This window comes from Citrobacter sp. Cf125 (genome assembly GCF_030333935.1).
Taxonomy (GTDB): domain Bacteria; phylum Pseudomonadota; class Gammaproteobacteria; order Enterobacterales; family Enterobacteriaceae; genus Citrobacter; species Citrobacter freundii.
The window spans coordinates 146,116-172,540 of sequence record NZ_JAOWEY010000022.1; the positions used below are offsets into that span (position 1 = coordinate 146,116).

Annotated in this window: 23 protein-coding genes and 1 pseudogene; 11 read left to right on the forward strand and 13 right to left on the reverse strand. The window is 52.9% G+C overall.

Translation table 11 applies throughout. The features are described from left to right. The first annotated feature begins 47 nt into the window (after positions 1-47). From OGV89_RS04845 to OGV89_RS04855, 3 genes are read left to right on the forward strand one after another with little or no spacing between them, the layout of a single operon-like run. Positions 48-1,355 carry an SrfA family protein gene (locus OGV89_RS04845; RefSeq protein WP_286558225.1) on the forward strand — a complete coding sequence of 436 codons (1,308 nt, stop codon included), beginning with the start codon at positions 48-50 and terminating at the stop codon, positions 1,353-1,355. 4 nt (positions 1,356-1,359) lie between these two features. After that, positions 1,360-4,341 (forward strand): virulence factor SrfB, encoded by a 2,982-nt coding sequence (locus OGV89_RS04850; RefSeq protein ID WP_032935685.1) that lies wholly within the window; start codon positions 1,360-1,362, stop codon positions 4,339-4,341. Further along, a complete protein-coding gene (locus OGV89_RS04855; protein ID WP_286558227.1) occupies positions 4,338-6,500 on the forward strand; it encodes a virulence factor SrfC family protein in 2,163 nt (720 codons plus the stop codon). Before OGV89_RS04850 ends, OGV89_RS04855 begins: the two co-directional genes overlap by 4 nt. Before the next feature lie 19 nt (positions 6,501-6,519). Here the strand turns inward: OGV89_RS04855 and OGV89_RS04860 are convergent, their stop codons facing one another. Next, positions 6,520-6,693, reverse strand: coding sequence for a GhoT/OrtT family toxin (locus OGV89_RS04860; protein WP_003020198.1), 174 nt, complete (start codon positions 6,691-6,693; stop codon positions 6,520-6,522). A gap of 192 nt (positions 6,694-6,885) precedes the next feature. Here OGV89_RS04860 and yncL point away from each other — a divergent pair, with 192 nt between their 5' ends. Beyond that, positions 6,886-6,981 (forward strand): stress response membrane protein YncL, encoded by a 96-nt coding sequence (yncL, locus tag OGV89_RS04865; RefSeq protein WP_071524268.1) that lies wholly within the window; start codon positions 6,886-6,888, stop codon positions 6,979-6,981. Between the two features lie 120 nt (positions 6,982-7,101). Here the strand turns inward: yncL and OGV89_RS04870 are convergent, their stop codons facing one another. Beyond that, positions 7,102-7,881 (reverse strand): AraC family transcriptional regulator, encoded by a 780-nt coding sequence (locus OGV89_RS04870; RefSeq protein WP_032939116.1) that lies wholly within the window; start codon positions 7,879-7,881, stop codon positions 7,102-7,104. Positions 7,882-7,982: 101 nt separating this feature from the next. Here OGV89_RS04870 and OGV89_RS04875 point away from each other — a divergent pair, with 101 nt between their 5' ends. Beyond that, positions 7,983-9,110: a multidrug effflux MFS transporter gene (locus OGV89_RS04875; protein ID WP_032939100.1), complete on the forward strand. Its 1,128-nt coding sequence runs from the start codon at positions 7,983-7,985 to the stop codon at positions 9,108-9,110. Between the two features lie 193 nt (positions 9,111-9,303). Here the strand turns inward: OGV89_RS04875 and patD are convergent, their stop codons facing one another. From patD to OGV89_RS04910, 7 genes and pseudogenes are all read right to left on the reverse strand, one after another. Further along, entirely contained in the window at positions 9,304-10,731 is a 1,428-nt protein-coding gene (patD, locus tag OGV89_RS04880) for an aminobutyraldehyde dehydrogenase (RefSeq protein ID WP_286558230.1), read from the reverse strand. 21 nt (positions 10,732-10,752) lie between these two features. Further along, positions 10,753-11,559, reverse strand: a complete 807-nt coding sequence (locus OGV89_RS04885; protein ID WP_003020204.1) for an ABC transporter permease — start codon at positions 11,557-11,559, stop codon at positions 10,753-10,755. Next, positions 11,549-12,493: an ABC transporter permease gene (locus tag OGV89_RS04890; protein WP_003843727.1), complete on the reverse strand. Its 945-nt coding sequence runs from the start codon at positions 12,491-12,493 to the stop codon at positions 11,549-11,551. Before OGV89_RS04890 ends, OGV89_RS04885 begins: the two co-directional genes overlap by 11 nt. After that, positions 12,494-13,510: an ABC transporter ATP-binding protein gene (locus OGV89_RS04895; RefSeq protein ID WP_003020210.1), complete on the reverse strand. Its 1,017-nt coding sequence runs from the start codon at positions 13,508-13,510 to the stop codon at positions 12,494-12,496. 16 nt (positions 13,511-13,526) lie between these two features. Beyond that, entirely contained in the window at positions 13,527-14,672 is a 1,146-nt protein-coding gene (gene ydcS, locus OGV89_RS04900; protein WP_003020212.1) for a putative ABC transporter substrate-binding protein YdcS, read from the reverse strand. A gap of 328 nt (positions 14,673-15,000) precedes the next feature. Then, positions 15,001-16,410 (reverse strand): aminotransferase-like domain-containing protein, encoded by a 1,410-nt coding sequence (locus OGV89_RS04905; RefSeq protein ID WP_003843728.1) that lies wholly within the window; start codon positions 16,408-16,410, stop codon positions 15,001-15,003. A 92-nt stretch (positions 16,411-16,502) separates the two neighbouring features. Next, positions 16,503-16,649, reverse strand: a pseudogene (locus tag OGV89_RS04910) (type II toxin-antitoxin system HicB family antitoxin); the annotation flags it as partial. A 234-nt stretch (positions 16,650-16,883) separates the two neighbouring features. Here OGV89_RS04910 and OGV89_RS04915 point away from each other — a divergent pair. The 4 genes from OGV89_RS04915 to OGV89_RS04930 all read left to right on the forward strand — a co-directional run bounded on the left by OGV89_RS04915 (position 16,884) and on the right by OGV89_RS04930 (position 19,842). Then, positions 16,884-18,287 (forward strand): cytochrome ubiquinol oxidase subunit I, encoded by a 1,404-nt coding sequence (locus tag OGV89_RS04915; RefSeq protein WP_003843730.1) that lies wholly within the window; start codon positions 16,884-16,886, stop codon positions 18,285-18,287. Further along, the gene (cydB, locus tag OGV89_RS04920) at positions 18,287-19,297 is read left to right on the forward strand and encodes a cytochrome d ubiquinol oxidase subunit II (protein WP_003020227.1); all 1,011 of its coding nucleotides are present in this window, start codon (positions 18,287-18,289) and stop codon (positions 19,295-19,297) included. Before OGV89_RS04915 ends, cydB begins: the two co-directional genes overlap by 1 nt. Continuing rightward, positions 19,297-19,422: a DUF2474 domain-containing protein gene (locus tag OGV89_RS04925; RefSeq protein WP_003020230.1), complete on the forward strand. Its 126-nt coding sequence runs from the start codon at positions 19,297-19,299 to the stop codon at positions 19,420-19,422. The genes cydB and OGV89_RS04925 overlap by 1 nt, the downstream gene beginning before the upstream one ends. Before the next feature lie 189 nt (positions 19,423-19,611). Next, positions 19,612-19,842 carry a DUF2554 family protein gene (locus tag OGV89_RS04930; protein WP_003020233.1) on the forward strand — a complete coding sequence of 77 codons (231 nt, stop codon included), beginning with the start codon at positions 19,612-19,614 and terminating at the stop codon, positions 19,840-19,842. Positions 19,843-19,845: 3 nt separating this feature from the next. Here the strand turns inward: OGV89_RS04930 and OGV89_RS04935 are convergent, their stop codons facing one another. Together OGV89_RS04935 and OGV89_RS04940 are read right to left on the reverse strand one after the other, a co-directional pair. Then, positions 19,846-21,807, reverse strand: coding sequence for a peptidase U32 family protein (locus OGV89_RS04935; RefSeq protein ID WP_044710814.1), 1,962 nt, complete (start codon positions 21,805-21,807; stop codon positions 19,846-19,848). Between the two features lie 79 nt (positions 21,808-21,886). Further along, positions 21,887-22,423 (reverse strand): helix-turn-helix domain-containing protein, encoded by a 537-nt coding sequence (locus tag OGV89_RS04940; protein ID WP_003836127.1) that lies wholly within the window; start codon positions 22,421-22,423, stop codon positions 21,887-21,889. A gap of 104 nt (positions 22,424-22,527) precedes the next feature. Here OGV89_RS04940 and OGV89_RS04945 point away from each other — a divergent pair, with 104 nt between their 5' ends. Continuing rightward, the gene (locus OGV89_RS04945; protein WP_046670720.1) at positions 22,528-23,694 is read left to right on the forward strand and encodes a benzoate/H(+) symporter BenE family transporter; all 1,167 of its coding nucleotides are present in this window, start codon (positions 22,528-22,530) and stop codon (positions 23,692-23,694) included. Here OGV89_RS04945 and OGV89_RS04950 read toward each other — a convergent pair. After that, on the reverse strand, positions 23,677-24,546 hold the full coding sequence (locus tag OGV89_RS04950; RefSeq protein ID WP_049015554.1) for an AraC family transcriptional regulator: 870 nt from the start codon (positions 24,544-24,546) through the stop codon (positions 23,677-23,679). The two genes, OGV89_RS04945 and OGV89_RS04950, sit on opposite strands and share 18 nt — an antisense overlap. Before the next feature lie 185 nt (positions 24,547-24,731). On the opposite strand from OGV89_RS04950, the gene OGV89_RS04955 reads away from it, so the two are divergent. Then, a complete protein-coding gene (locus OGV89_RS04955) occupies positions 24,732-25,640 on the forward strand; it encodes a DMT family transporter (protein ID WP_088902235.1) in 909 nt (302 codons plus the stop codon). 37 nt (positions 25,641-25,677) lie between these two features. Here OGV89_RS04955 and OGV89_RS04960 read toward each other — a convergent pair whose 3' ends face one another. Then, positions 25,678-26,349: a DUF3313 domain-containing protein gene (locus OGV89_RS04960; RefSeq protein ID WP_003020253.1), complete on the reverse strand. Its 672-nt coding sequence runs from the start codon at positions 26,347-26,349 to the stop codon at positions 25,678-25,680. Positions 26,350-26,425: the final 76 nt, after the last annotated feature.

Genomic DNA, 26,425 nt, shown 5'->3' on the forward strand with positions numbered 1-26,425 from the left:
TTATAAAACGTAAAGTAGATACGTGAAGAAGTCTAAGGGGTAACAACGTGGCAAAAACTCTCTTGCGCAGCGGCAATTTGGATGACTATCAGGCCGTGGGCGGCGGTGGTCAGGCCGTGTTTGATTCAGCATTGCAAATTCGTGAAACGCTTCGTCTGCGAAAACAGCAGGCGATGGTGGATTGTTTGGCGATCCCACAAATTAACGACAACGGCGATCGGGTTGACTGGTATTCCCCGATAGAAGGGAAAGCCGTGGCGTGGAAAGCCGCTGATGAAGAAGCACGTTTTCGTGCGCTGCGCTATCTGGGAAGCACGCTGGAAAATGCGGCGGCTCTGAGCCGTAAAAGCCTGCAGTCGGGAAAAACCTCCCTACAGCTGTTTGGCTCTCTGCTCGAAAAAGCCATCCAGTTTCCCGGTGAAAACCACGTGTTTCTGGTTGATGGCAAACCCGTTATTACGTTCTGGGGCTTCGTCAATCTGAATGAAAATCCCCGCGACGATGTGCTCGGTTGCCTGCGACTTGCCGATATTCCTCCTGTCGTTACCGTAGCAGAGCCGGAACAGGAAGAAGAAATCCCCCCGGAAATCACCTTCGCCGAGGCTGATGCGCCTTTATTGACGCCAGTCGTCGAGCTGGCTAAACCGGCTGAACCTGAGCCACAGCCACCGGTTATAGTTAACGAACCGGAGGTTACACCGCCGCTGGCACAAGAGAAACCTGCGCGCCGCCTGCCGCTGTGGAGCCTGCCCGTTGCCGCAGTCATCATTGCCGCCATCGTTGGGCCGCTGCTGTGGAAGCAACAGACCACCCAGCCCGTACCCGCAGCCGCCGCTGTTGAAGTCGCAAAGATTGATATGGCACCGCTGCCAGCACTGGCATCTGCTCTGCCTTTGCATCGTGCTGAAGTGACTCCAGTTGCGAAGAAAGAGAAACCTGTAGAAGGACCGGTGGTGATCGCCGCGATTCCAAAAGATGCGCTGGTGATGGATGCCAATCAGATGAAGGCAGGAACGACGCGTTTCCTCAATGGTAACTGGCGCGTCCTGGTCGATGTTAAAGATCCGGTGAGCGGCAAAGCGCCGTCGCTGCGCTATCAGATCCAGGCCAATAAAGGCACTGCTCGTGTGGTTCATGGTGACAATATTGTTTGTCGTGCCGAGATTTTCTCCGGTTTGCACCAGTCGGGTGAATTAATGATTAAGAGTCGCGGCAATGCCCGTTGTACAGACGGGTCACGTTATCCGATGCCTGAAATTACCTGCAAAGCGGGAACCAACGACGTCGCCGCCTGTACCGCGCGTTATGACGATCAAGCGGAAATCCCTCTGACAATCAAAAAGATAGGTGCCTGATTCTATGTTGGTGAATCTGTGTGATTACAAGCAGAGCGTGACGCTCATCGCCAATAGCGGTGTTCAATTTCTGGATTTTGGCCTGACGCCGCAGGAATCTGCGCACCATGGCCGCTTTGTGCGCAAAACGGCAAACGGTCCCCTGCTACGGCTGGATTTCGATCTGGCAACGGGTCGCTATACCTTGCCTGGCAGCACTGGCGGTCAGCCCGAAGTGGTGAAGCCGGAAAGTACCCAGACGCTGCATTATTCGCTGGATGTCCTCGACGGTGTCTGGCTGCCGCTGCCGTTTCTGCGCTTTAACCCACCGCGCACGTTTGTTGAAGGCCCGGATAACTGGGCGCGCGTGCAGGTACGAAAACTGGCGCAACCCGACAGCGCGGGCAACACCCACCGCGTTACCGTAGCGCTGGATAGCCAGCTCACTGAAAATGCCCCTGCAGCGTTAACGCCTAATGAAAACGACCTGCTCAACGGGACACGATTCGCGCTGGCCTGGCATGACAATGAAATTGCTGATTTCCTTGACCAGACCTGGATTGACGGCTGGTTGCGCGAATCTTTTATGCACCATGTCACCCAACATGAGAATCGCTCAGAACAAGAGATCCAGCTGGCGCTGCGTAACTTTGAATACCAGGCGCACTGGCTGAATGTGCTGACTCTGTTAGGCGAGCAGCTTTCTGTCCCGGAAGTGAAACTGGTTACGCATACCCTTAGCACACCCGCTATTCCCGTCGATCTTATTTTAGATATCGGTAATACCCATACCTGTGGCGTCCTGATTGAAGATCACGGGGATGCCAATGACGGGCTGCGTCAGACCGCTGAATTGCAGGTCCGTTCGTTAAGCGAGCCGCAGTTCCTCAACGATCCGCTGTTCACCAGCCGGCTGGAGTTTTCCGAAGCGCGCTTTGGTAAGCAGCATTTTTCCGTTGAGAGCGGACGTGATGACGCCTTTATCTGGCCGTCGATTGTGCGTGTGGGTGATGAAGCCCGTAAGCTGGCAATGCAGCGTATGGGCACCGAGGGCAATAGTGGGATCTCCAGCCCGCGCCGTTATCTGTGGGATGAAACGCCGGTGTTACATGACTGGCGCTTTAGCCAGATGAATGGCAAAACCCAGCGCGAACCGCTGGCTACCGCCTTCCCGCTGATGAACCTGATGAACGATGACGGGCAACCGCTGTTCAGCCTGCCGCAGGACGATCGTCTGCCGGTATTCTCACCGCAATACAGCCGCAGCACGCTGATGACGCATATGTTATGCGAAATACTGGCCCAAGCGCTGGGGCAAATTAACAGCGTAGCGACGCGGTTGCGCCTCGGATTCCCGGCATCTCCTCGTCAGTTACGGACGCTGATCCTGACCCTACCGTCGGCGATGCCCAAACAGGAGCGCGAGATTTTCCGCCTGCGCATGTTTGAAGCTATTGCCCTGGTCTGGAAAGCAATGGGCTGGCACCCGCAGGATGAAGACTTCACTACCCGTAAACAGCAGGAAAAGAGTGTGGTTCCCGTACCTGAAATTCAGATGGAATGGGATGAAGCCAGCTGCGGGCAACTGGTGTGGCTGTATAACGAGGCTATCTCTCACTACGATGGCCACACCGAATCATTCTTTAACGCCCTTGCCCGCCCGGACCGTTTGCCGGAACCCGGTGAGACTAAAGGCCGGGCGCTGCGCGTGGCATCGATCGACATTGGCGGCGGGACAACGGATATGGCCGTCGTCCATTATCAGCTTGATGACGGCGTCGGCGCGAACGTTAAAATTACTCCACATTTGCTGTTCCGTGAGGGTTTTAAGGTGGCAGGCGATGACATGCTTCTGGACGTGATTCAGCGTTGCGTGTTGCCTGCGCTGCAAACCCGCTTACAACAAGCTGGCGTGACCGATGCCGCTGCATTACTGGCCACGCTGTTTGGCGATTCCGGTCGCATCGATACCCAGGCGATTTTGCGTCAACAAACGGCATTGCAGCTCTTTATGCCGCTCGGTCATGCGGTACTCAGTGCCTGGGAACAAAGCGATATTAACGATCCGGTCGCTGGTCTGCATGCCACATTCGGAGAACTCCTGAGCCAACGACCAACGCGCAACGTAATGAACTACATCCAGCAGGCTATCGACCATGCGTTGCCAGCAGGATCGCCAGCGTTTGATGTTCTGAGCGTGCCGTTGCAGGTACAGTTCAGGCAGTTACAAGAAGCACTGTTAGCGGGGCAATTTACCCTGACTTCCCCGCTGCACGCGGTTTGTGAGGCTATTTCACATTATCGCTGCGATATTTTATTAGTGACCGGCAGGCCCGCCTGTTTACCGGGCGTACAGGCGTTGATCCGCCATCTGCAACCTGTTCCGGTTAACCGTATGATCTGGATGGATAACTACCGCGTGCATGAGTGGTATCCGTTCAGCCAACAAGGGCGGATTGGTAATCCCAAATCCACCGCGGCAGTCGGCGCCATGCTGTGCAGCCTGGCGCTGGATTTGCGTTTGCCGCGTTTTAACTTTAAAGCTGCCGATATCGGCGCTTACTCGACCGTACGTTATCTTGGCGTGCTGGATAACACGGTCAATACCCTGCGCGATGAGAACATCTGGTATCACGATATTGATCTGGATAAACCCGGTGCGAAGCTGGATGCCCGGTTGCACTTCCCGTTACGTGGCAACGTGACGTTAGGATTCCGGCAACTGGCAAACAGCCGCTGGCCTGCCACGCCGCTGTATACGCTCAGCATAAATTCTGCCGAACTGGCAAAAACCATCGCCGGAGATGGCGTGTTGAATGTTCGGCTGCAGCTACGCGGCGGCAGCAAAGAAAGTGGCCCAGAATTCTTCGTCCTGAGCGATGCCTGGTTACAGGATGGCACCCCCGTTGCCGCCAATGCCTTAACGTTAAAACTGAATACGCTGGCAGACCGTCGCCATAGCGGAAGCCATTACTGGATCGATAGCGGGAGCGTGTACCTGAAATGAGTAAGATGTTTAATACCGCGCAGGCCGCCATCGAGTGGGTGGTAGATACCCGTCAACGTGCGGCGCGTCTTGATGATGAAGCGGATGCCCTGCTGGCACAGCTTACGCTAGCCGCAGTGAGTGAATCTGCGCTGGAGACAACCTTTTCATCGCAAGGATGTATAGGGTTATACGGACATTCACAATCGGCAAAAGCACATCTGCTTGCGGCATTGTGCAGCAATGCCACTGGCAAAGTGAATATTGTTACCCCGGATCGCAGCTTTGATTATTTCTCGCATATTAATCCTGGCCATGCGCCAACCAATATGGCGATCCGCTTTACGCGCGATGAAAATCCGCATGATAGCGAATGGCCGTTGCGTCTGCGGTTACTCAGTGAAGCGGAACTGGTACAGCTATTTATCGCCCAGTTCAGCGCGCTCCCGGATAACCGGCAGGTCGAGAAATCGATTATTGAGGCGCGCCTGGAAAAATGGCAAACGCTGCGTCAGCGTCACCCTGTGCCGGGCATTACCGCACATGATGTTGCGGCAATCGGTCGTTTCTGGCGCTCCTGCGTACCGGCAAACCAGCAGCAAATTGACGATGCGCTATGGCACCAGTTTGCCACGTTGCTGCCCGCACTGGATCTGACTACCCGGGCAAACGCTTGGGCACTATTGTGGGGAGAACAACCAGAGCTGACGCAGCAGTGGCTGACTCTGGCGCACACGTTGCAACAAACCGGACACGCGCAAGAATTAGCGGCCCCGCTGAGTCTGCTGGTTGATCATTTTGGTTTACCTGCCGAAAGTTTCCTGACCCAGGTGGCATTAACAGGCAAAAATGAGGCGCAAAGCGATGTGGTGGTTCATCCGATTGAAAATCATCAGTTGCTCAATGCAGTTAGCCTTTCTTTGTCGTCACTGGCGCTGCTCACCCGCGAACTGATCCTGACGGTTGAAGACGCGGTGCTGGAGAATGTCGATCTGCTCGATATTCCCCTCGCCCCGGATACTCATCCGCATCCACTGTGGCAGGCAAAATTAGGCTGGATGCTGGAACATTATCGCCAGCACCTGCAACCGGATGTGCTCTTAATCTGCAACGCTGTCTCTACCCGCGCCCAGACGCCCGCCATCACCCGCAAGCTATTGGGCTGGGTTAACGATACTCAACCCGTCCACGACGCCGCATTGCCAGGCGTGGTCTGGGCCATTACCCCGCAGGATGCGCGTTTTAGTACCCAGCAAAATCTTGACGAATCCGTGCAGCAATTAATGGGCAAACCCGGACTGCACTGGGGCACGCTGCAGGCGCTGGATAAACACAGCTTACAACGCCTCGTCGAATGGTTGACTCAGGCAACCTCACCACAGCAGCGCCAGGCCAGGCTGACCTCCCTGCGTGAACAGCACCAGCAGCGCGTACGCGAAACCCTAATCGGCTGGATTAATCCCGTTGAGACCGAATCAGCAAGCAATGAGTCAGTGATCCGCCAGCTACAGGCTCAGGCGGCAAAGCATGGCGAACTGCTGGATGGTTTGCTCCCGCCGATGCGCATTTTTGAGTCGCTGCTGCGTATTCAGCAACCGCGCGAGGAGCAGGTAAGTGGTTTATTTAATGAAGAGATTGACCTGTTTGCCGAGGTGCGTGACACAATGCACTCACCGGAAAGCCAGGAGACCGGATATCAGGCTCACAAAATGTGGATTAACCACGTGCGCCAGTGGTGTCGCGATGAAAATAATGCCCGCCGTTTACGACTCGATCCCCGTACGTTAAGACAGGTTGCCGACATCCTCGTCACCACCAGCTATCGCCTGGAGATGCCGCAGCGCTTACAGCGCATTATGCAGCGCGAAAACGTCTGTGCCGCGCAGCTATACGCCGATATCGGTGATTTTATTACCTGGCTTGGATTTGCCGACGTTGCAGAGGAGCAGCGCCCTGCCAGCAGGATCCAGAAAGGATCGGCTATTTTTAGCGCGCCAAAGCAACAGCCGATGTTACGCCTGACGAAGCTGGATGAACAACCTTCGCACGGCGCAAGCCGCTACGTATACGACTGGCTGGTCGCTTTGTATACCCGTGCGAATGAGAACGTGGGGTATCAGCATCCACAGGATGTCAGCGAAGTCGACAAAAAGCGATTGGATGCCCTGCTTTCCGCCTGAAGCGGCGTTTACGCCGTCATCAGAAGAGAGAGAACATTAACGCGACGGGAAAACTCATCGGCCAGGTCGCACCGACTAATACCGCGCTGAGAAAGCGAATTCGCTTTTTATCGCGGGAAAGAAACCAGGTGATGATTGCCGTGATAACGGCCATCACCGCATAAAAAACCAACATTTTTTGGTACAGAGACATGTAAGGCATCCGGGCCGAAAGGTGAAATCGCGCGCAATATGCTCTTTTTCATGACCTACATCAAGTTTTATTAATTAATTTAAGAAAAGTGGCTGTAAAACAACCCATTTTCATTATGTTCGGAATTCGTACTATTGCGGATAGTTATAACCCGTACTATACCCATATGGGTTAAAACGAAAGGTGGCACAAATGAATGTTTCCAGTAAAACGGTGGTGCTGATAAATATATTTGCTGCTGTAGGACTTTTCAGTCTGATTTCCGCAAGGTTCGGCTGGTTTGCTTGATGTGGTTCTTGTTTGATTAATTGCAGCGTCCGTTGGCAGAGAGGGACTTCTCTCTGCCATTAGTAAACTATTTTCCCATTCTCGCACTGCCGGGTAAATTATCCTTAGTATGTAATACCCCTAATCCTTCTGCGGCATTATATTGCCTGAATAACGGCCTGGTGTTGTGCCGGTATGCTGATGGAAGAAAGCAATAAAAGCACTGTCGCTGACAAACTCCAGATATTGCGCGACCTGGCTGATATGGCATCCGTCAGCCAACATCTCCATGGCTTTTAACAGCCTAAATTGCTGCCGCCAGTCCTGATAATTCATCCCGGTATCCCTGATAAATATTCGACCTATTGTCCTTTCGCATGCCCCAACCTGTCGGGACAATTGATTCAGTCGTGGTGGCAGTTCGCCCATGCGTAATCCTTCAAGCCACACGTTAAGCCGCGGATCTGAGGGATACTGCAATGTCCAGTTTTCACTGTGGGCGGCACGCATTTCCTCACAAAATACGGTGATGAGACTGGTCTGCTGCGCGGCAGGCATCTCCCATGACCAGAAAGACATACGTTCTATCACCTCAAAAAAGAGAGGGTTAACGTCGACTATCTGCAGCGGTAAATCAGATAACGGCAACGTGGTTGAGAAGTACAAAGAACGATAAGCCATCACGCCGCGCATTATGGCGCGATGTACCGTACCGGCTGGGATCCAGACCGCACGACGTGGCGGTAGCAGACACAACGCCTGTTCCAGCTCAATCGTAATGCTTCCCGCTGCCGAATAAAGTAGCTGATGACGAAGATGGCTGTGCCGTCCTGAATCGTGTACGCCCATCTCGGAAGCAATCCCGATTACCGGTTTATCAAAGCTGTCCGCATCAAAAGCATCATCCGGGGCAATTTTCATCCTCTGTCCGATATCTGACATTTATAGTCCTGATAATGGTAATGCGACATTTTCCTTTCAGCAATAATGCCCACCTGTTTTCTGTTTCTCTGGATATTGCTATGAACACATTTCATCGACCGCCGCTGTGGCTTCTCACACTCCTGATTATGTTTCCACAACTGGTGGAAACCATTTACAGCCCGGCATTGCCAGGTATTGCGACGTCTTATCACGTCAGCAGTGAGCGCGCGGCTCAAACACTCTCCGTTTATTTTGTTGCCTTCGCCGTCGGCGTGGCGATGTGGGGATGGCTGAGCGACTGCATCGGGCGACGCCGGGCGATGATGGCTGGACTCCTGTGCTACGCCACGGGTTCCCTCATGGCCGTTGTTGCCACTGATTTCAGCGTTCTGCTGCTGGCACGGATGGTCTCGGCCATTGGAGCTGCTGCCGGATCTGTAGTGGTACAGACCATGCTAAGGGACAGCTATGAATCAACTGCGCTATCCCGCGTCTTTTCTGTGATGGGTGCCGCGTTGGCATTGAGTCCGGTTTTCGGTCTGCTAAGCGGAGGATGGTTGGTCAGTTTGTATGGTCATACCGGGGTATTTATTGCCCTTGTGCTGCTGGCGCTGCTACTGCTGATGCTGACCGTGACCATGCTGCCAGAAACCCGGCCCGAACATACGCTCAGACCAAGGCTTGCTGCGCTACTCTCCCGCATGGCGCGTGACTATGAGCTGTGGAAAAACGCCATACTGGTTGCTCTACTGAACACCATGCTGTTTAGCTATTACAGCCTGGCGCCGTTTCTTTTTGGGCAATTGGGATGGAGCTCCAGAGCCTTTGGCTTGACGGGGTTGCTACTTGCGTTTGCTTCTCTGTCGGGTAGCCTGCTGAACCAAAGACTGTTAACGACAGGTCTGACGCCGGAACAACTGGTACGTTATGCCTGTGCGCTGGCAGCGTTGTCAGGTCTCGTAGCGTGGTGCTTACAGCACTCTGCGTGGATCCTGATTCCGGTGTTCGGCGTGGTGATTGCCTATGGTATCGCCATTCCCAATGTGCTGAGTCAGGCGCTGCGTCATTATCGTGAACAGGCCGGAGCCGCGGGGGCATTGTTTGGATTAAGCTATTACCTGTTGCTGGGAATGATGCTGGGATTTGCAGGCATGGTGCAACAACTGGGGCTAGTTCTGAGCGTCTGTGCCCTACTCGCCTGGCTTTGCAGCCTGGGCCGCAGATAAACCCGATGGCGCTCCTGAAAGCACAAAGCCCCGGCAATATGCTGGGGCTTTATTTTATCAATTAGCCTGACCTCGCGGATATTTCCAACTTACCGCCGTCCGATGGCGACGAGGCCAGTGGCGCGAATAGTATAGACACACGTTTGCCGATATTTAGCTATCCGTGCCCCATTTACCGCTCGCGCTTAAAAGATTACTCATGCTTGATCATGACATGGCGAACAATCGTGTAATCTTCCAGCCCATAAACCGACATATCCTTGCCATACCCAGACTGTTTTTGCCCACCGTGCGGCATCTCGCTAACCAGCGTGAAATGGGTGTTGACCCAGGTGCAACCATATTGCAGGCGAGCGCTAAAGCGATGCGCACGCCCAACATCCCGGGTCCAGACGGAAGATGCCAGTCCGTATTTCGAATCATTTGCCCACGCCAGCACCTGGTCTTCATCATCAAATACGGTCACGCTGACCACCGGGCCGAAAACTTCCCGCTGCACGATGGCATCTTCTTGCTTCGCCCCGGCCAGCAGCGTTGGGGCAAAGTAGTAGCCTGCGCCATCCACTTTCTTGCCGCCGGTGATAACTTTGATATGCCCCAGGGCTTTGGCCTCATCGACAGCTTTAGTCACGCGATCAAGATGTGACTGCGAACTTACCGGTCCCAGTTCCGTCGATTCGTCGTTCGGCGCACCAATTTTCAGGCTGGCAACCGCGGCGCCGAGTTTCTCAACCAACGCGTCATAAATGCCTTTTTGGGCATAGATTCGACAAGCGGCGGTACAGTCTTGCCCGGCATTGTAATAACCAAAGGTCCGCACGCCGCTCACTACCGCATCCAGATCGGCATCATCAAAAATGATCACCGGAGCTTTGCCGCCCAGTTCCATATGTGTGCGCTTAATTGACGGCGCGGTGTGCTGAATAATGTGTTCACCGGTTGCAATGGAGCCAGTCAGAGAAACCATGCGGACTTTTTCATGGCCGGTCAGCGGATCGCCCACCGTTTTACCGCGACCAAACAGGACGTTGATAACGCCAGCCGGGTAAATATCTTTGGCAAATTCGGCCAATTTAAGCGCCGTCAGCGGGGTAATTTCTGATGGTTTAATTACCACACAGTTTCCCGCTGCCAACGCCGGAGCCAGCTTCCACGCCGCCATCATCAGCGGATAGTTCCACGGTGCAATAGAGGCCACCACGCCGAGCGGATCACGGCGAATCATCGACGTATGTCCTTCCAGATACTCTCCAGCCGCCTGTCCTTGCAGAGTTCGTGCAGCCCCGGCAAAGAAGCGAAAAACGTCGACAATAGCTGGAATTTCATCGTTGAGGACACAGTGCAGTGGCTTACCGCAGTTAAGTGACTCCAGCTCAGCGAAGGTTTGCGCGTTATCGGCAATAGCGTCCGCCAGTTTCAGCAGCAGTTCAGAGCGGACTTTCGGCGTGGTTTGCCCCCAGGTGGCAAACGCGGTGTCTGCCGCATGCACCGCGGCATCAACCTGCATGGCTGACGCCTCAGCAATCTCCAGAATGAGTTCACCAGTGGCAGGGTTATAGACTGGCTGCTTTTCACCTTCACCGTTGACCAGCTCGCCATTAATCAGTAATTGATGTTGCATAGCAATTTCCCATATCGTCGTTTATTTACCGTTTCCGGCGAGAGTGTCGCCTTCACGCGTTAGCCACCAGGCCCCTAAAATTGGCAGTGTTGTCACCAGCATTACCAGCAATGCCACAACGTTGGTGACCGGCACATCCCGTGGACGGCCCAATTGATTGAGCAGCCACAGAGGAAGTGTTCTTTCATGTCCGGCGGTGAACGTTGTCACGATGATTTCATCAAACGACAAGGCAAACGCCAGCATCCCGCCCGCCAGTAGTGCCGATGCCAGATTGGGCAGCACGACGTAACGAAAGGTTTGCCAGCCGTTGGCGCCAAGATCCATAGACGCTTCAACCAGACTCCATGAGGTACGGCGAAAACGCGCCACAACGTTGTTAAACACCACCACCACGCAAAACGTCGCATGGCCCACTACGATCGTGAGAAAACCCGGTTCCAGGTTGATGGTTTTAAACGCCGTCAACAGCGCAAGGCCGGTAATAATGCCCGGCAGCGCGATCGGCAACAGTAGCAACAGCGATATTGCACTTTTGCCAAAAAAGTCCCTACGCCACAGCGCGGCCGCGGCCAGCGTCCCCAGAACAAGGGCAATAGCGGTCGACAACGCAGCGATCTTAAGTGACAACGTCACAGACTCCAGGATATCGCTACGCTGCGCCGCAACGCTAAACCACTTCAGCGTTAATCCCTGCGGTGGAAAACTAAAAGCAGCCTCCTCAGTATTAAAAGCATAGGTGGCGATGATGAGGATGGGAAAGTGCAGGAAAATAACCCCGCCCCATGCCGCCAGTTTGAGTAACCAGGGCGCGCGTTCAGAGTGCATCGAAAGCTCCCAGACGCTTCACGAACGCCAGATACAGTGCGATTAACACAATCGGCACCAGAGTAAATGCCGCCGCCATCGGCATATTGCCGATCGCCCCTTGTTGCGAATACACCATGTTGCCGATGAAATAGCCTGGTGGTCCCACCAACTGTGGCACGATAAAGTCGCCCAACGTCAGAGAGAAGGTAAAGATAGATCCCGCAGCGATACCGGGTATTGCCAGCGGAAGGACCACATAGCGGAAGGTTTGACGCGGACGCGCGCCCAAATCAGCGGAGGCCTGTAACAGTGACGGCGGAAGTCTCTCCAGCGCGGCCTGTACCGGCAGGATCATAAACGGCAGCCAGATGTAGACGAACACAAGAAAGCGCCCTAAGCCTGAAGTTGACAACGTATTGCCACCTACCGCAGGCAGCGTCAGGAACGAAAGCAGTAGCGGCTCCAGCCCAAGATGGGTTAAAAACCACTGCGCCACACCGTCTTTAGCTAACAGCAGCGTCCACGCATAGGCTTTAACGATGTAGCTGGCCCACATTGGCAACATTACGGCAATGTAAAAAAAGGCTTTCATTTTGCCGCTGGTATAGCGCGCCATATACCACGCCATCGGAAACGCCAGAATCGCGCTGGCAATGGTGACCGCCACCGCCATCGTCAGGGTACGCAAAATGATGTCGTAGTTAGCAGGATTAAACAGCGCCTGCAAATTCGCCAGCGTCAGGTCCGGCGTGACCGACATAGTGAAATCGTCGAAGGTATAAAAACCTTGCCACAACAGCGTCAGTAATGAGCCGAAGTAGACAATGCCAAACCACATCAGTGGTCCAAGGAGCAGCAAAAACAGCCCCATCCCCGGATTACGCCAGAAGTAACCTGAGATCCGGTTCAGGCTTGTCGACTGAGGAGGCGAATGTAAGACGTTCATAGCCATTCACCTCTCCTCAACCAGCGGTACCATCACGTCGCGGGACCATGATGCCATCACCTGCTGACCCGGCGACAACGTTGACGGTAGCATTTCTCCCGTCAGGTTCGCCTGGCTAACCAGCAGTTTTTCCCCTCCGGCAAGTTTCAGCTCAAACCGCGTCGCCGCCCCCTGATACTGCACCGCCTGAATAACACCCCGGGCCTGGACTTCTCCTCCGGCATCATTCAAGCGAATGTGTTCGGGACGTAGGGAGAACATACCCTGTAGCCCACAAACGTTCGCCGACATCGTCGCATCAAAGACATTTGACGTTCCGACGAAACTTGCCACAAACGGCGTCCGCGGACGCATGTAAAGTTCACGCGGAGAATCCACCTGTTCGATGCGACCGTTATTAAACACCGCCACCCGATCGGACATCGACAGGGCTTCACCCTGATCGTGGGTGACAAAGATGAAGGTGATGCCAAGGGATTGCTGTAATTTTTTCAGCTCCAGTTGCATCTGCTCACGCAGTTTGAGATCCAATGCCCCGAGCGGTTCATCCAACAGCAGGACGCGCGGTTCATTGACCAGCGCCCGGGCAATAGCCACACGCTGACGTTGCCCACCGGAAAGCTGCGACGGTTTACGTTCATAAACAAAACCGAGTGCGACCTTATCCAGTGCTTCACGTGCTTTCGCGTGGCGTTGTTTTTTATCAATGCCTTTAACCATCAGCCCATAGGCGACGTTGTCGAGGATCGACATGTGCGGGAATAACGCGTAATCCTGAAATACCGTATTGACGTCCCGTTCCCAGGGCGGTAATTCGCTGGCCTGTTTACCAAAAATAGTGATCGCGCCGCCTGACAGTTGCTCAAACCCGGCAATCAGGCGCAGACAGGTGGTCTTGCCGGAGCCGGATGGCCCCAGCATAGAGAAAAACTCACCGTCGTTAATCGCAATACTCACCCCATCTACTGCACGAACATCCCCATACAAACGCGAGACGTTATGAAACTCCACTGCGTACGTCATAAAACCCCCAGCGGAATTAACGACCACCCATAATGGCGATGTAATCCTGCGTCCAGCGACTGTAAGGAACGAATTTTCCACCTTCGGCAATCGGCGTTTTCCAGAAGGCAATTTTGTCGAAATAGCTATAGCCGTTGGTTTCACAGCCTTTTTCCCCCAGTAACGGGCTGGCTTTACAACCTTCAGGCACCACTGGCAGAGAACCAAACCAGGCCGCTACGTCGCCCTGTACTTTCGGGGTTAATGACCAGTTCATCCATTTGTAAGCGCAAACCGGGTGTTTCGCTTCACTGTGCAGCATGGTGGTATCAGCCCATCCGGTAACCCCCTCTTTTGGGAAGACCGTGGCAATTGGCTGACCTTCGCCTTTCAAGGCGTTAGCCTGATAAGGCCAGGCGCTTGACGCCACTACGCCTTCGTTTTTGAAATCGCTCATTTGCACGGTGGTATCGTGCCAATAGCGATGGATCAACGCGTGCTGATCGCTCAGGACTTTGATCACCGCCTGATACTGTTTTTCAGTGAGCTGATAGGGGTCGGTAATACCCAACTGCGGCTGGGTGGCTTTAACGAATAATGCGGCGTCGGCAATATAGATCGGGCCATCGTAAGCCTGAACGCGACCTTTATTGCTTTTCCCGTCAGGCAGATTTTGTTCAACGAATACCACGTTCCAGCTGTCCGGCGGCGTTGGGAAGGTTTTGGTGTTATACATCAGCAGGTTTGGTCCCCACTGGTATGGCGTACCGTAAACTTTACCGCCAACGTTAAACCACTCCCCTTTTACCACTCGCGGATCAAGGGTTTTCCAGTTAGGGATAAGCGCAGTATTAATCGGCTGAACGCGTTTTCCCATTATCAGGCGCAGTGAGGCATCACCAGAAGCGGTTACCAAGTCGTAACCGCCTTTAGCCATCAGGCTGACCATCTCATCAGAGGTGGCCGCCGTTTTTACATTGACCGCACAGCCGGTATCTTTCTCAAACTGCGAGACCCAGTCATATTGTTTATCGGTTTGCCCACGTTCGATATAACCCGGCCAGGCAATAATATCCAAGCGGCCTTCCGGTTTATCTAATGATGTGGGGGGTTCGGCTGCCTGCGCAGTCATCAGCGTCATGCTGAAGGCACACAGGCTACTGAGGGCAAGTTGCTTGCTCATAACGTCTTACTCCTGTCGAAAAAATATTGAGCGGCAGCCTTGCCGTAAATATATGTCCTTTTCTAAAAATAGTCGGGGTGTTGTAAGCGTTCCTGCTGGTGCAAGGAAATTTAATCAGGTTGTGAGCTAACGCTCATTACGCTACAGACTCTGACCTAGGGGGTAATCTTCTGGAGTATAGACAAGGAGTTAGATGCAGAGGTGGCAATAGTATTAACTATTGATATTTTGTATGGCCGCACCCGATATAAATAATACCGTGGTTCAGCATTCACTATTTCGAAAATAAGAATGCGCTATTCATTTATATTGAATAGCGCGTTATGGTTTATTTCATCATTTCACGAATTAATTTGCCAAGCTGTTTTACGGCCTGCTCTTCGCGCTCTCCCCAGTGCCATGCAGTATTAAAACGAAAAAAACGTGTCCAGCTTCCCGAGGTCGAGAACATTTTCCCCGGCGCAATGCTGATGTGATGTGCCAGCGCATGGGTACTGAGCACACCAGCATCAAGCGGTTCCGGCAGCTCCAGCCACAGAAAATAACCGCTGTCGTTGTGGTGAATTCTGACTTCCGCCGGAAGATGACGCAGCAGCGTTTGCCAGGCCTGTTGTTTACGTTCCGCCAACTGCCGACGCAAGCGTCGCAAATGCGCGTCATAGCGCCGGGTTGAAAGATAATCAACAAGTGCAAGCTGCATGGGCGAACTGGTAGATAAAGTACTCATTAGCTGGAGTCGCTGAATACGCCGGGCATGTTTCCCTGCTGCCACCCAGCCAATACGAAATCCTGGCACCAGACACTTCGAGAAAGACGAACAATGCAGAACGCTGTCGGCGCGATCCCAGGCTTTGGCAGGTAGCGGTTTTTCGCGGCCAAAGTACAGCTCGCTGTAAACATCATCTTCAATCAGCATTACGTGGTATTTTTCCAACAAGGCAACCAGACGCGCCTTTTTCTCTGCGCTGAGCGTAAAACCCAGCGGATTTTGGCTGTTGGTCATTAGCCAGCAGGCTTTTACCGGGTACTCCTGTAACGCCTGCTCCAACGCGGCAAGATCGATCCCCTCGTTAACGTCGGTGGCTACCGACAGCGCCTTCAGACGTAATCGCTCCAGGGCCTGCAACGCCCCGTAAAAACAGGGGTTTTCGACAATCACCCAGTCACCCGGTTCAGTGACTGCTTGCAGGCTCAGGTTGAGGGCTTCCAGCGCCCCGGTGGTGATGACGATTTCGTCCGGTGAAATGGTCATCCCCTGTTGAGCATAGCGACGGGCAATGGCATGACGCAGCTCAGCATTCCCCGGGGGCAGGTTTTCAATCACACTCATGGCGGTGGCGGTTTTACTCACCTGCGCCAACGAGCGGTTCAACTGTTGAAGTGGAAACAGACGCGGGTCGGGGAATGCGGAGGCAAAGGGCATCACTGACGCATCCCGGCTGGCCTGCAACATATCAAAAATATAGGTATTGATATCCACCGCTTCGTCGCGCGTGACCTGCACCTGCGGCGCTGCCAGTTCACGTTCGGGGCGCGCGGCGACATAATAACCAGACTGCGGCCGGGCGATAATCCGCCCCTGGCTTTCCAGCAACTGGTATGCGTGTCCGACGGTCATAAAACTCATTCCGCTGCTGACCACTTGCTCACGCAAGGAAGGCAAGCGATCGCCTGGCTGCCATACACCAGACGCAATTTGATCGCGAATTTGCTCTGCCAGTCGCTGGTACTTTTTCATTTTTGATCCTGATTACCGGTGTCGGTGACAATCACTGTGTATATCAGTTTACATAATCAGGGTGTTTTTTATAACTGTTATAGTTAACAGTTTTACAACATCGTTAACGCCAGCTCTTTGCCTAAGGCGCGCGCAGCAAGGGTGATCTCCTGCTTAGGTCTGCCGATCCTGTTCGCCAGCTCCTGCTGGGTGATTTTTGATTCAAGGAAGGCATTCAGCAGAAGAACCTTTATACACACAAAGTAAACATTTATGATTACCTTTTAATTACCTTGCTATTAATATTGCAGAATTACTAACGTGGGGAGGACGCTATTTAATAACAGGAATCCAGCTTCCAGATTTCATATCAGCGTGTACAACCTATAACAACACTGCAACTGTTATGGTTAAAAAGAACTGTTCTGTTTCTGCCCCGCATTGCTTCTCAGGCTTAGAATTGCGCCAAATCAATTTTGCCTGCGGAGTTAAGCATGTTCGGTCTTGACGCGTTTCACCTGGCGAGGATCCAGTTCGCGTTTACGGTATCCTTTCACATCATCTTTCCGGCCATTACCATCGGCCTCGCCAGTTATCTGGCAGTACTTGAGGGGTTATGGCTAAAGACGAAAAATCCCACCTGGCGTTCGCTATACCATTTCTGGTCGAAAATATTCGCCGTAAACTTTGGTATGGGTGTAGTTTCCGGGCTGGTGATGGCTTATCAGTTCGGTACCAACTGGAGTGGTTTTTCCGAGTTCGCCGGTAGCATCACCGGGCCGCTTCTGACCTATGAAGTGCTCACCGCCTTCTTCCTTGAAGCCGGTTTTCTCGGGGTAATGCTGTTTGGCTGGAACCGGGTTGGCCCAGGGCTTCACTTCTTTGCCACTTGCATGGTCGCACTGGGTACCATTATTTCAACCTTCTGGATCCTCGCCTCTAACAGCTGGATGCAGACACCGCAAGGCTATGAAATAGTTAACGGCCAGGTCGTTCCCGTTGACTGGTTCGCCGTTATTTTCAATCCTTCATTCCCTTATCGTTTACTGCATATGTCCGTTGCCGCTTTCCTCAGCAGCGCGTTGTTTGTCGCAGCGTCAGGTGCATGGCATTTATTGCGCGGGAATAACACCCCGGCTATTCGCGCGATGTTCTCAATGGCGCTATGGATGACGTTAATCGTCGCCCCGCTGCAGGCTTTGATTGGCGATATGCACGGTTTGAATACGCTGAAGCATCAGCCGGCAAAAATTGCTGCGATTGAAGGGCACTGGGAAAATCCGCCCGGCGAACCAACCCCGCTACTACTCTTCGGCTGGCCGGATATGGAGCAGGAACGCACCCGCTATGGGCTGGAAATTCCTGCCCTGGGCAGTCTGATCCTGACCCATAGCCTGGACAAACAGGTCCCGGCACTAAAAGAGTTTCCTAAAGAAGACAGGCCTAACTCAACTATGGTGTTCTGGTCGTTTCGCATAATGGCCGGGCTAGGCATGCTGATGATCCTGCTGGGCGCTTTTGCCCTGTGGCTGCGCTATAAGCAGCGTTTATACACCTCGCGCCCTTTCCTGCGCTTTGCCTTGTGGATGGGCCCCTCAGGTCTGATTGCCATCCTTGCCGGTTGGGTGACCACTGAAGTTGGCCGTCAACCGTGGGTGGTTTACGGTCTGCAACGTACGGCGGATGCGGTTTCCGCACATGGTGATTTACATATGAGCATCAGCCTGCTGTCCTTCTTTGTGGTGTACAGCTCAGTGTTTGGTGTGGGTTACAGCTACATGATACGCCTGATCCGCAAGGGGCCACATGAAGATGACTCAACAATTCCGCCAACCGGCACGCCTGCCCGGCCGCTTTCGGCTGCCGTCCTTGATTCTCAACCGGAGGCTCATCGCTAATGGGTATCGATTTATCAGTTATCTGGTTTGTGATTATCGTATTCGCCACGCTGATGTATATCGTGATGGACGGTTTTGATCTCGGGATTGGCATTTTATTCCCCGCGATTCAGGACGCTGATGACCGCGATGTGATGGTTAACAGCGTCGCTCCCGTATGGGATGGGAATGAAACCTGGCTGGTGTTGGGCGGGGCCGGGTTATTTGGCGCGTTCCCGCTGGCCTATGCGGTGATTGTCGATGCGCTGACGATCCCGTTGACCCTGATGCTAATCGGCCTGATTTTTCGCGGCGTCGCGTTTGAGTTTCGCTTCAAGGCCACGCCGGCGCATCGACCATTCTGGGATAAAGCCTTTCTCAGCGGTTCAATCCTGGCGACATTCACCCAGGGCGTGGTGGTGGGTGCCGTACTCAACGGATTTTCCGTTACCGGTCGCAGCTACAGCGGCGGTCCTTTCGACTGGTTGACCCCGTTCACGTTGTTCTGCGGCGTTGGCCTGGTTGTAGCCTATGCCCTGCTGGGAGCGACATGGCTGGTGATGAAAAGTGAAAATCCGTTGCAGGATAAAATGCGTCGCGTGGCCAAAAAACTGCTGCTGGCAATGTTGATTGTGATTGCCATTATCAGCCTGTGGACACCACTGGCGCATAGCGCGATTGCCGAGCGTTGGTTTAGTCTGCCCAACCTGTGGTTCCTGATGCCGGTTCCGCTGCTGGTTGCGCTTATCAGCATCTGGCTGTGGCGTTCGCTGGGGCAACATAACTGCCATACGCTGCCTTTTGTATTGACACTGGGGCTGATTTTCCTCGGGTTTAGCGGGCTGGGGATCAGTATCTGGCCACACATCATTCCGCCGTCCATTACGCTCTGGCAAGCGGCGGCTCCGGCGCAAAGTCAGGGCTTTATGTTGGTTGGCGCACTGCTGATTATCCCGATAATCCTGGTGTACACCTTCTGGAGCTACTACGTTTTCCGCGGCAAAGTTCAACATGGTGAGGGGTATCATTGATGCAACAAACAATCTGGAAACGCCTGATGTGGCTGGTGATCCTCTGGGGCGGCAGCGTGCTGGCCCTCGCCGCTGTTGGCATGTTCTTTCGTCTCCTGATGACGGCCGCCGGATTTAAGTCCTGAATCTCTCCCTGATAACACCCGGGCAGCGCTGCACTGCCCGGGTGTTACAAATCCCAACATCGACTAAACAAAAATGTAAAAAACATCAAAATGACAAAACAGAGATTGTCATTATCCCGATTAAAATATTGAATAGTCACCAGGCGAAATTATCGCCAATTCCGCAGCTAACGTACCAGAGGGTGCATGATGTTTAAGAAAGGGTTAACAGTGTTATTGCTGGCCAGCGCGCTTTTTTCCGGTCAACTTTTCGCTACTAATCAGGGACATGAATATCTTCAGGTGCAGGATGCCGATCATTTACTACGACACACGGCCGACAGCGATGAGCTGCGAGTGACGGCGGAAGAATCCGCCGCCGATCTTCGTGAACACCATCACTGGCAAAAATCACGCAAACCCGATACGCATCTGAGCTAACGATTAACCTTTACGCTTCGGCAGTGTCTTCATCAGTTCTTCCGGACTGACCGAAGCCACGACGCTACCCGGCAACGGCATCTTCAGAATGTGATGTTTCATCTTGCCGATCACGTGCATTTCGCACGGTCGGCAATCAAATTTCAGCGTCAGGACTTCATCGCCGTTAACCAGTTGCATCGGTGTCGCTTTCCAGCTCTTGATGTTCCCTTTCGCCTGTTTCGGACACAGGTTAAAGGCGAAACGCAGGCAATGTTTGGTGATCATCACCGGTACTTCGCCCTTTTCTTCATGCGCTTCATAGGCTGCATCAATCAACTGAACGCCATAACGGTGATAAAACTCACGCGCTTTTTGGTTGTAGACGTTAGCCAGGAAACTCAAGTGCGTTTGCGGATAAACCGGCGCAGGCTGGGATACTGGTTTGCGGCTACCGCGCTTATAGCTTTGCAGGCGCGCTGCATCCAGCATATCAACGGCTTCACGTCGTAACTGATTTAGTTGACCGTTTGGCACGAACAGCGCGCCCGGCAGATTCACCTGAATATTGCGGGCGTAGTACATCGTCTGCCCAAGTTTTGCCAGTCCGTCCTGTAGGTTACTCAATGCTTTTTCCGCATTGTTCGCTTCCTCAAACTGGCCATCCAGCGTATGGGTAATGCTCACGCCCTCTTCACTGGTGAGCGTCAGAATCAACTGCTCCTGCCAGCCGCCGAGCTCAATATCGATCGCAACACGGCGTTCGCTGGAGGTTTTGGTTAACGCTTGCTGCCAGTTATGATCGAGGTTGCGATTCAGCGGATGATGCGGACGCACTTTGTGCAGATCGGCAGGCATTTCATTCGGCCATACCCGATAACGATTGTTCCCCGTTTTTTCCACGGTGTTGGCGCGGAATCCAACAACCTCACGTTTGATTAACACGTTCAGGCCATCCCCGTTAGCCAGCGGTTCTGTCACCTCAACATCGAGATGATCTTTCGCCACCTTCAGGACTTCGCCGACCGGCAAACCGATAAACTTTGGTGAGTCGAATGCGCCGATATCCCCTTTACGGGCATTCACAAAATAATCGGTGCTGCCACGATGGAAGGTTTTCTCCGTGGATGGGGTAAAGAAATGTTCGGTACGTCCCGCTGATGAACGGGCCAGGTCGCCGCGCTCTTCAATGATGGCATCGAGCATCTGGCGATAATGCGCGGTAATATTCTTTACATAACTCATGTCCTTATAGCGCCCTTCAATTTTGAAGGAACGCACACCTGCGTCAATCAATGCGCCGAGGTTGGCGGTCTGATCGTTGTCTTTCATCGACAGCAGGTGTTTTTCATAGGACACCACGCGTCCCTGATCGTCTTTCAGGGTATACGGCAGACGGCAAGCCTGGGAACAGTCGCCACGGTTAGCACTGCGTCCGGTTTGCGCATGTGAAATATAACACTGACCTGAATAGGCAACGCACAGCGCGCCGTGAATGAAAAACTCAATGGTCGCATCGGTAGCCTGATGGATGGCGTTAATTTGCTCAAGGCTCAGTTCGCGCGCAAGGACAATCTGGGTGAATCCGACATCAGCAAGAAATTTCGCCTTCTCAACGCTGCGAATATCACATTGGGTGCTGGCATGCAGTTCAATCGGGGGAATATCCAGTTCCAGAATCCCCATATCCTGTACGATCAGAGCATCAACACCGGTCTGATACAAATCGGTAATTAACCGCTGCGCGGGTTCCAGTTCATCATCGTGCAAGATAGTATTTAGCGTCACAAAGATTTTCGCCCCATAGCGATGGGCGAAAGGCACCAGTTCGGCGATATCTTTCAGGCTATTACTGGCGTTATGGCGCGCGCCAAAACCCGGTCCACCAATGTAAACGGCGTCTGCGCCGTGCAAAATGGCTTCGCGCGCAATGGCGGTATCCCGAGCCGGGCTTAACAATTCAAGGTGATGAGGCTGCTGGCGCATACAGTTGTTACCATCCACAAGCGGTAAAAATGGCGGCTATTGTAGTCACAAGCGCAGCTTTTCGGAATAGTTTTCCCGATTAACTGCGCGGGTAATGGATCAGCGAATGAAAGTGCACCGTTTGTTCGCTGCTGTTACGGTAACTGTGTGCCATATCTCCGGCGAAACGGACACCCTCACCAGATTTAAGGGTGCGCCACTGCCCCTCAATACACATATCCAGCAGACCATTAATCACCACCACGTGCTCTATTACGCCGGTCTCATGCGGAGTAGATTCACTGAGCGCGCCGGGCGCCAATAGTATCGAAAAATGATCGAAGCACAGTTGAGGATCCCACGGGAACAACGGCGTGACGACCATTGCCTGCTGCTGGGGATCGAATGTTAGCGTGCCGTCTGACTCTGGTGGTGAAATAAACGTTGAAAACGGGACGTTCAGCCCAGTGGCAATTTTCCACAATGTCGCCACCGTTGGACTGGATTCATTACGTTCAATCTGCCCCAGCATCGCTTTTGAGACGCCAGTTTCCTCCGCCAGACGCGAAAGACTCCATTCCCGCTGGTGACGTAATGTCCTGAGCGTTGTGGCCAGATAGTGGGTTAAGTTGTCCATTTTCTCCTTCGTCGCTCTCCTTACTCGGGGCTACAGTTTAGCACTTGTACGCTATAACGCACAGTGCTACAGTGATTGACCGTTATAACGCACACGGAGTGAATATGCGTGCATTCTCCATCCCCCTGCCCACTGTATTATCGGGTTTTGTGGCGGTCCTGGTTGGCTATGCCAGTTCGGCGGCCATTATCTGGCAAGCGGCACTCGCCGCAGGTGCGACTACCGGGCAAATTGCAGGCTGGATGACCGCACTGGGGTTAGCAATGGGGGTCAGTACGCTGGTGCTGACATTGTGGTATCGCGCTCCTGTACTTACCGCATGGTCAACGCCCGGTGCCGCGCTGCTGGTGACGGGCCTGCACGGGGTATCTATTCAGGATGCCATCGGCGTTTTTATCGTGGCTAACGCGCTGATTGTGCTGTGCGGCGTAACCGGACTGTTTGCCCGCCTGATGAAAATCATTCCCCACTCGCTGGCATCAGCCATGTTGGCTGGGATCTTACTGCGTTTTGGTTTGCAGGCATTTGATAGCCTGAACAGTGAGCTTATTTTGTGCGGTAGTATGCTGGTGGCATGGCTGGTGCTAAAAGTTATTGCCCCAAGATATGCCGTTATCGCTGCGATGTTAGTGGGTATTGCCATCGCCTTGATGAAAGGTGACATTGTCACTAATGATGTTAATCTGTCACCGGTTATCCCAGCGTTTATTACCCCGCACTTTTCATTACCCCACAGTATCAGCATTGCACTACCATTATTTCTGGTCACTATGGCTTCGCAAAATGCCCCCGGTATTGCGACCATGAAAGCATCAGGATATTCGTTACCCGTTTCCCCTCTGATTGTTTTTACGGGTCTACTGGCGCTGCTATTTTCACCTTTTGGCGTCTATTCCATCTGCATCGCCGCCATAACCGCCGCAATTTGCCAAAGTCCTGAAGCGCATCCGGATGCAAATCGGCGCTGGCTCGCCGCAGCGGCAGCAGGCGTCTTCTATCTTCTGGCTGGGGTGTTTGGCGGTTCGGTTACAGGACTGATGGCAGCCCTGCCCGTAAGCTGGATCCAGATGCTTGCTGGTCTTGCATTACTCGGCACGATTAGCGGTAGTTTATATCAAGCCTTACATAATGAAGCTGAACGCGATGCGGCCATCGTAACTTTTCTGGTTACGGCCAGTGGTCTGACGGTATTTGGCATTGGGTCTGCATTCTGGGGGCTGGTTGTCGGCGGTATTTGCTACGCAGTGTTGACGTTATTTCGCCGCGCGTAGCTGCGTTGGTGTTTTACCTGTCACTTGTTTAAACCGGTTACTGAAATGACTCGCCGAGCTAAATCCGCAGGCCATTGCAATATCCGACAGACTGCGTGATGAATAACAGACCAGTTGCTGCGCCAGTGCCATACGGCGTTGCATGACGAACTGATGCGGCGCCATATTCATCGACTGGCGAAACATTCTGGCAAAATGGAATTCGCTTAGCGCTGCCTCACCAGCCAGATCGCTCAACGTTATGGGATACGCCAGATGTGCTTCAATATAGGCCAGCACGTTGCGCAAGGTGGCAGGTGCAAGCCCTCCGGTGACAACGGGAAGTCGCCATTGAACGTTGCTGTAATGCTGGATCAGATGCGTTAACAGTAGTGAAGATGCCGCGCTAAGCGTGAGGTGATTAGCGGGTTGCAGCCAGTCGTTACCAAGCAAAAACTGACGGTAAACCGCCGTGATCCCCGGGTCACTGCCAAAAGTATGCTCGTCCAGCGTGAAGCTATAGGGGCTTTTGTCCCAGACTTTTTCACCCACTTCGCGCAGGTGAGCATCGGTACAATAGAGATGAACAAAGGAAAGATCGTCACGAATATCCCAACTGGACTCACTCTCTTTTGGCATCAGGCAAAAACGATCCGGTCCGCCGCCATTCTTCCAGCCTCCCGCCGTTTTGTGATAACTCTCGTAGCCATCCGCGATGTATAAACTGAGCGTGTGGTGATCGCAATACTGGGTAATGGTGTCGCGCTTGTTTGACCAGGCAGCCAGTTGGATCCCCGAATGTAACGCAACCGACTCGTGCAGCACGGCATTGTGTTTGCGTAAGTTTTCAAAGGCACCGTAGGGCTGAGACATACCATCACATTCAAAATAAGTTAGCAGGCTTTCAGTCTATATCAGCTACATATCGTTAACAGCTTCCTTTTCACCTTTACACTAAAAAAAGCGCAAGATTTTGCAAGTCCACCGCAAGCCGATGAAAGCCCCCTGCTACCCGACGTGGCACAGTGTGCGCCTGAAGACCAAAAAGAGAGAGTTGTATGAACGGACTGTTGTACTGCCTGGTGGTGGTGATTTGGGGAACGACATGGATTGCGATTTACCTGCAACAAGGCCCGGTTGCGGCGCCAGTTTCCATCTTCTGGCGCTTTGCCATCGCCAGCACCGTGATGATAGCCATCCTGCTGATCAGCGGGAAATTGCGTAAGCTTTCCGGACGCGACCATCTGTTTTGTCTGTTACAAGGTGGATGCGTTTTTTGCTTTAACTTCTGGTGTTTTTACACTGCCGCTGCGTGGATCAATACCGGTCTCGAATCCGTCATTTTCTCGATGGCGGTCCTGTTCAATGCGGTTAATAGCTACCTGTTTTTTGGTCAAAAACCACCAGGACGCTTTTATGTTGCCGCCGGGCTGGGGCTGACAGGTATCGTCACCTTGTTCTGGCAGGATTTGGTCAACAGCGGGTTGAATCACTCGCTGCTGCTGGGGATTGGTTTAAGCGCCCTCGGCACTTTTGGTTTCTCACTGGGCAATATGATAAGTCTGCGTCATCAGAAAAAAGGTCTCGAGGTGATGACCACCAACAGTTGGGCGATGCTGTACGGCACCGTGTTGATTGCTACCATTGCGCTGGTGCGCGGCGACAGCTTCACGCCACATTGGACCTTCAGTTATCTCAGTGCGCTGTTGTATCTGGCTATTTTTGGTTCGGTAATCGCCTTCGGCGCCTATTTCACGCTGGTCGGACGCATTGGTCCCAGTAAAGCGGCATACAGTACACTGCTTTTTCCACTGGTGGCGCTAACGCTGTCTACGTTGTATGAAGGGTATGTCTGGCAGGTTAATGCGATTGTGGGATTAGTATTGATTTTGCTGGGGAATCTGGTGATGTTTGCCCGACCAGAAACGCTGATGGGTAAACTCGTATATCGTCGCCGGGCGGCATAAAAAAACGCACCATCCAGGGATGGTGCGTTCTTCGTTATTATTGTTTTTTATTTACGTCAAACATGGAAGCATCAGTCGCCATGTCATCAACAACTTTCTTCAACGTTTCGAACGCCATCGGCGTACTTTCGTTGTTCAGGTCTTTACCTTCACCCTGACGTACAACTTTAATGACAGGTTTATTGGTTGCCGCATCAATCAACTCACCTTCGAAAAAGAGGTGCGTGTCCATGGTACGGTGCCCCGTCGCCATTTGCGTACCCGCAACGAGCAGTGCAACCGGGACCACTTCATAGAACTGCAGCCCTTCTTTGCTGGTAGCAACACCGGTGATTGCCCCGCGGAAAATCAGACTGCGCGAGCCTGGCGTCGTAACCAGCGGTTTACGTTTTGCCAGGGCAGTTTTCATTTGGGTATTGGTATAGCTCAACAGCTTATCAAGAACCTGCTGACCGACCTGGGTGGTTGGTTTAGGAACCGGATAATACGTGATCGGGTTATAAACGATGTTATCGTATTTAGACTCATTAAAGTTGGGATCAACCCAACGCAGCACCGGCTGTCCGGTTGCAGATTTTGTTTCCTTCAGGCCGGAGTAATCTTTTAAAAAACCTGAATATTTATCAGGCTGCGTTATTTTTGAAGCACAGCCTGATAACGCCAGTAAACCCGTAAGCACTGCAACTTTAAATAAAGTTTGAGCACGCATGGAACGATCCCTTAGTATTTGCAGATATGCATCTGAAATAATAGCAAAAGGAAATCATTTTGGATGAACTAAAAAT

Coding starts and splice junctions, on each gene's coding strand:
- OGV89_RS04850 (WP_032935685.1), top strand. CDS start 1,360: ATGTTGGTGAATCTGTGTGATTACAAGCAGAGCGTGACGCTCATCGCC.
- OGV89_RS04855 (WP_286558227.1), top strand. CDS start 4,338: ATGAGTAAGATGTTTAATACCGCGCAGGCCGCCATCGAGTGGGTGGTA.
- OGV89_RS04860 (WP_003020198.1), bottom strand. CDS start 6,693: ATGTCTCTGTACCAAAAAATGTTGGTTTTTTATGCGGTGATGGCCGTT.
- yncL (WP_071524268.1), top strand. CDS start 6,886: ATGAATGTTTCCAGTAAAACGGTGGTGCTGATAAATATATTTGCTGCT.
- OGV89_RS04870 (WP_032939116.1), bottom strand. CDS start 7,881: ATGAAAATTGCCCCGGATGATGCTTTTGATGCGGACAGCTTTGATAAA.
- OGV89_RS04875 (WP_032939100.1), top strand. CDS start 7,983: ATGAACACATTTCATCGACCGCCGCTGTGGCTTCTCACACTCCTGATT.
- patD (WP_286558230.1), bottom strand. CDS start 10,731: ATGCAACATCAATTACTGATTAATGGCGAGCTGGTCAACGGTGAAGGT.
- OGV89_RS04885 (WP_003020204.1), bottom strand. CDS start 11,559: ATGCACTCTGAACGCGCGCCCTGGTTACTCAAACTGGCGGCATGGGGC.
- OGV89_RS04890 (WP_003843727.1), bottom strand. CDS start 12,493: ATGGCTATGAACGTCTTACATTCGCCTCCTCAGTCGACAAGCCTGAAC.
- OGV89_RS04895 (WP_003020210.1), bottom strand. CDS start 13,510: ATGACGTACGCAGTGGAGTTTCATAACGTCTCGCGTTTGTATGGGGAT.
- ydcS (WP_003020212.1), bottom strand. CDS start 14,672: ATGAGCAAGCAACTTGCCCTCAGTAGCCTGTGTGCCTTCAGCATGACG.
- OGV89_RS04905 (WP_003843728.1), bottom strand. CDS start 16,410: ATGAAAAAGTACCAGCGACTGGCAGAGCAAATTCGCGATCAAATTGCG.
- OGV89_RS04915 (WP_003843730.1), top strand. CDS start 16,884: ATGTTCGGTCTTGACGCGTTTCACCTGGCGAGGATCCAGTTCGCGTTT.
- cydB (WP_003020227.1), top strand. CDS start 18,287: ATGGGTATCGATTTATCAGTTATCTGGTTTGTGATTATCGTATTCGCC.
- OGV89_RS04925 (WP_003020230.1), top strand. CDS start 19,297: ATGCAACAAACAATCTGGAAACGCCTGATGTGGCTGGTGATCCTCTGG.
- OGV89_RS04930 (WP_003020233.1), top strand. CDS start 19,612: ATGTTTAAGAAAGGGTTAACAGTGTTATTGCTGGCCAGCGCGCTTTTT.
- OGV89_RS04935 (WP_044710814.1), bottom strand. CDS start 21,807: ATGCGCCAGCAGCCTCATCACCTTGAATTGTTAAGCCCGGCTCGGGAT.
- OGV89_RS04940 (WP_003836127.1), bottom strand. CDS start 22,423: ATGGACAACTTAACCCACTATCTGGCCACAACGCTCAGGACATTACGT.
- OGV89_RS04945 (WP_046670720.1), top strand. CDS start 22,528: ATGCGTGCATTCTCCATCCCCCTGCCCACTGTATTATCGGGTTTTGTG.
- OGV89_RS04950 (WP_049015554.1), bottom strand. CDS start 24,546: ATGTCTCAGCCCTACGGTGCCTTTGAAAACTTACGCAAACACAATGCC.
- OGV89_RS04955 (WP_088902235.1), top strand. CDS start 24,732: ATGAACGGACTGTTGTACTGCCTGGTGGTGGTGATTTGGGGAACGACA.
- OGV89_RS04960 (WP_003020253.1), bottom strand. CDS start 26,349: ATGCGTGCTCAAACTTTATTTAAAGTTGCAGTGCTTACGGGTTTACTG.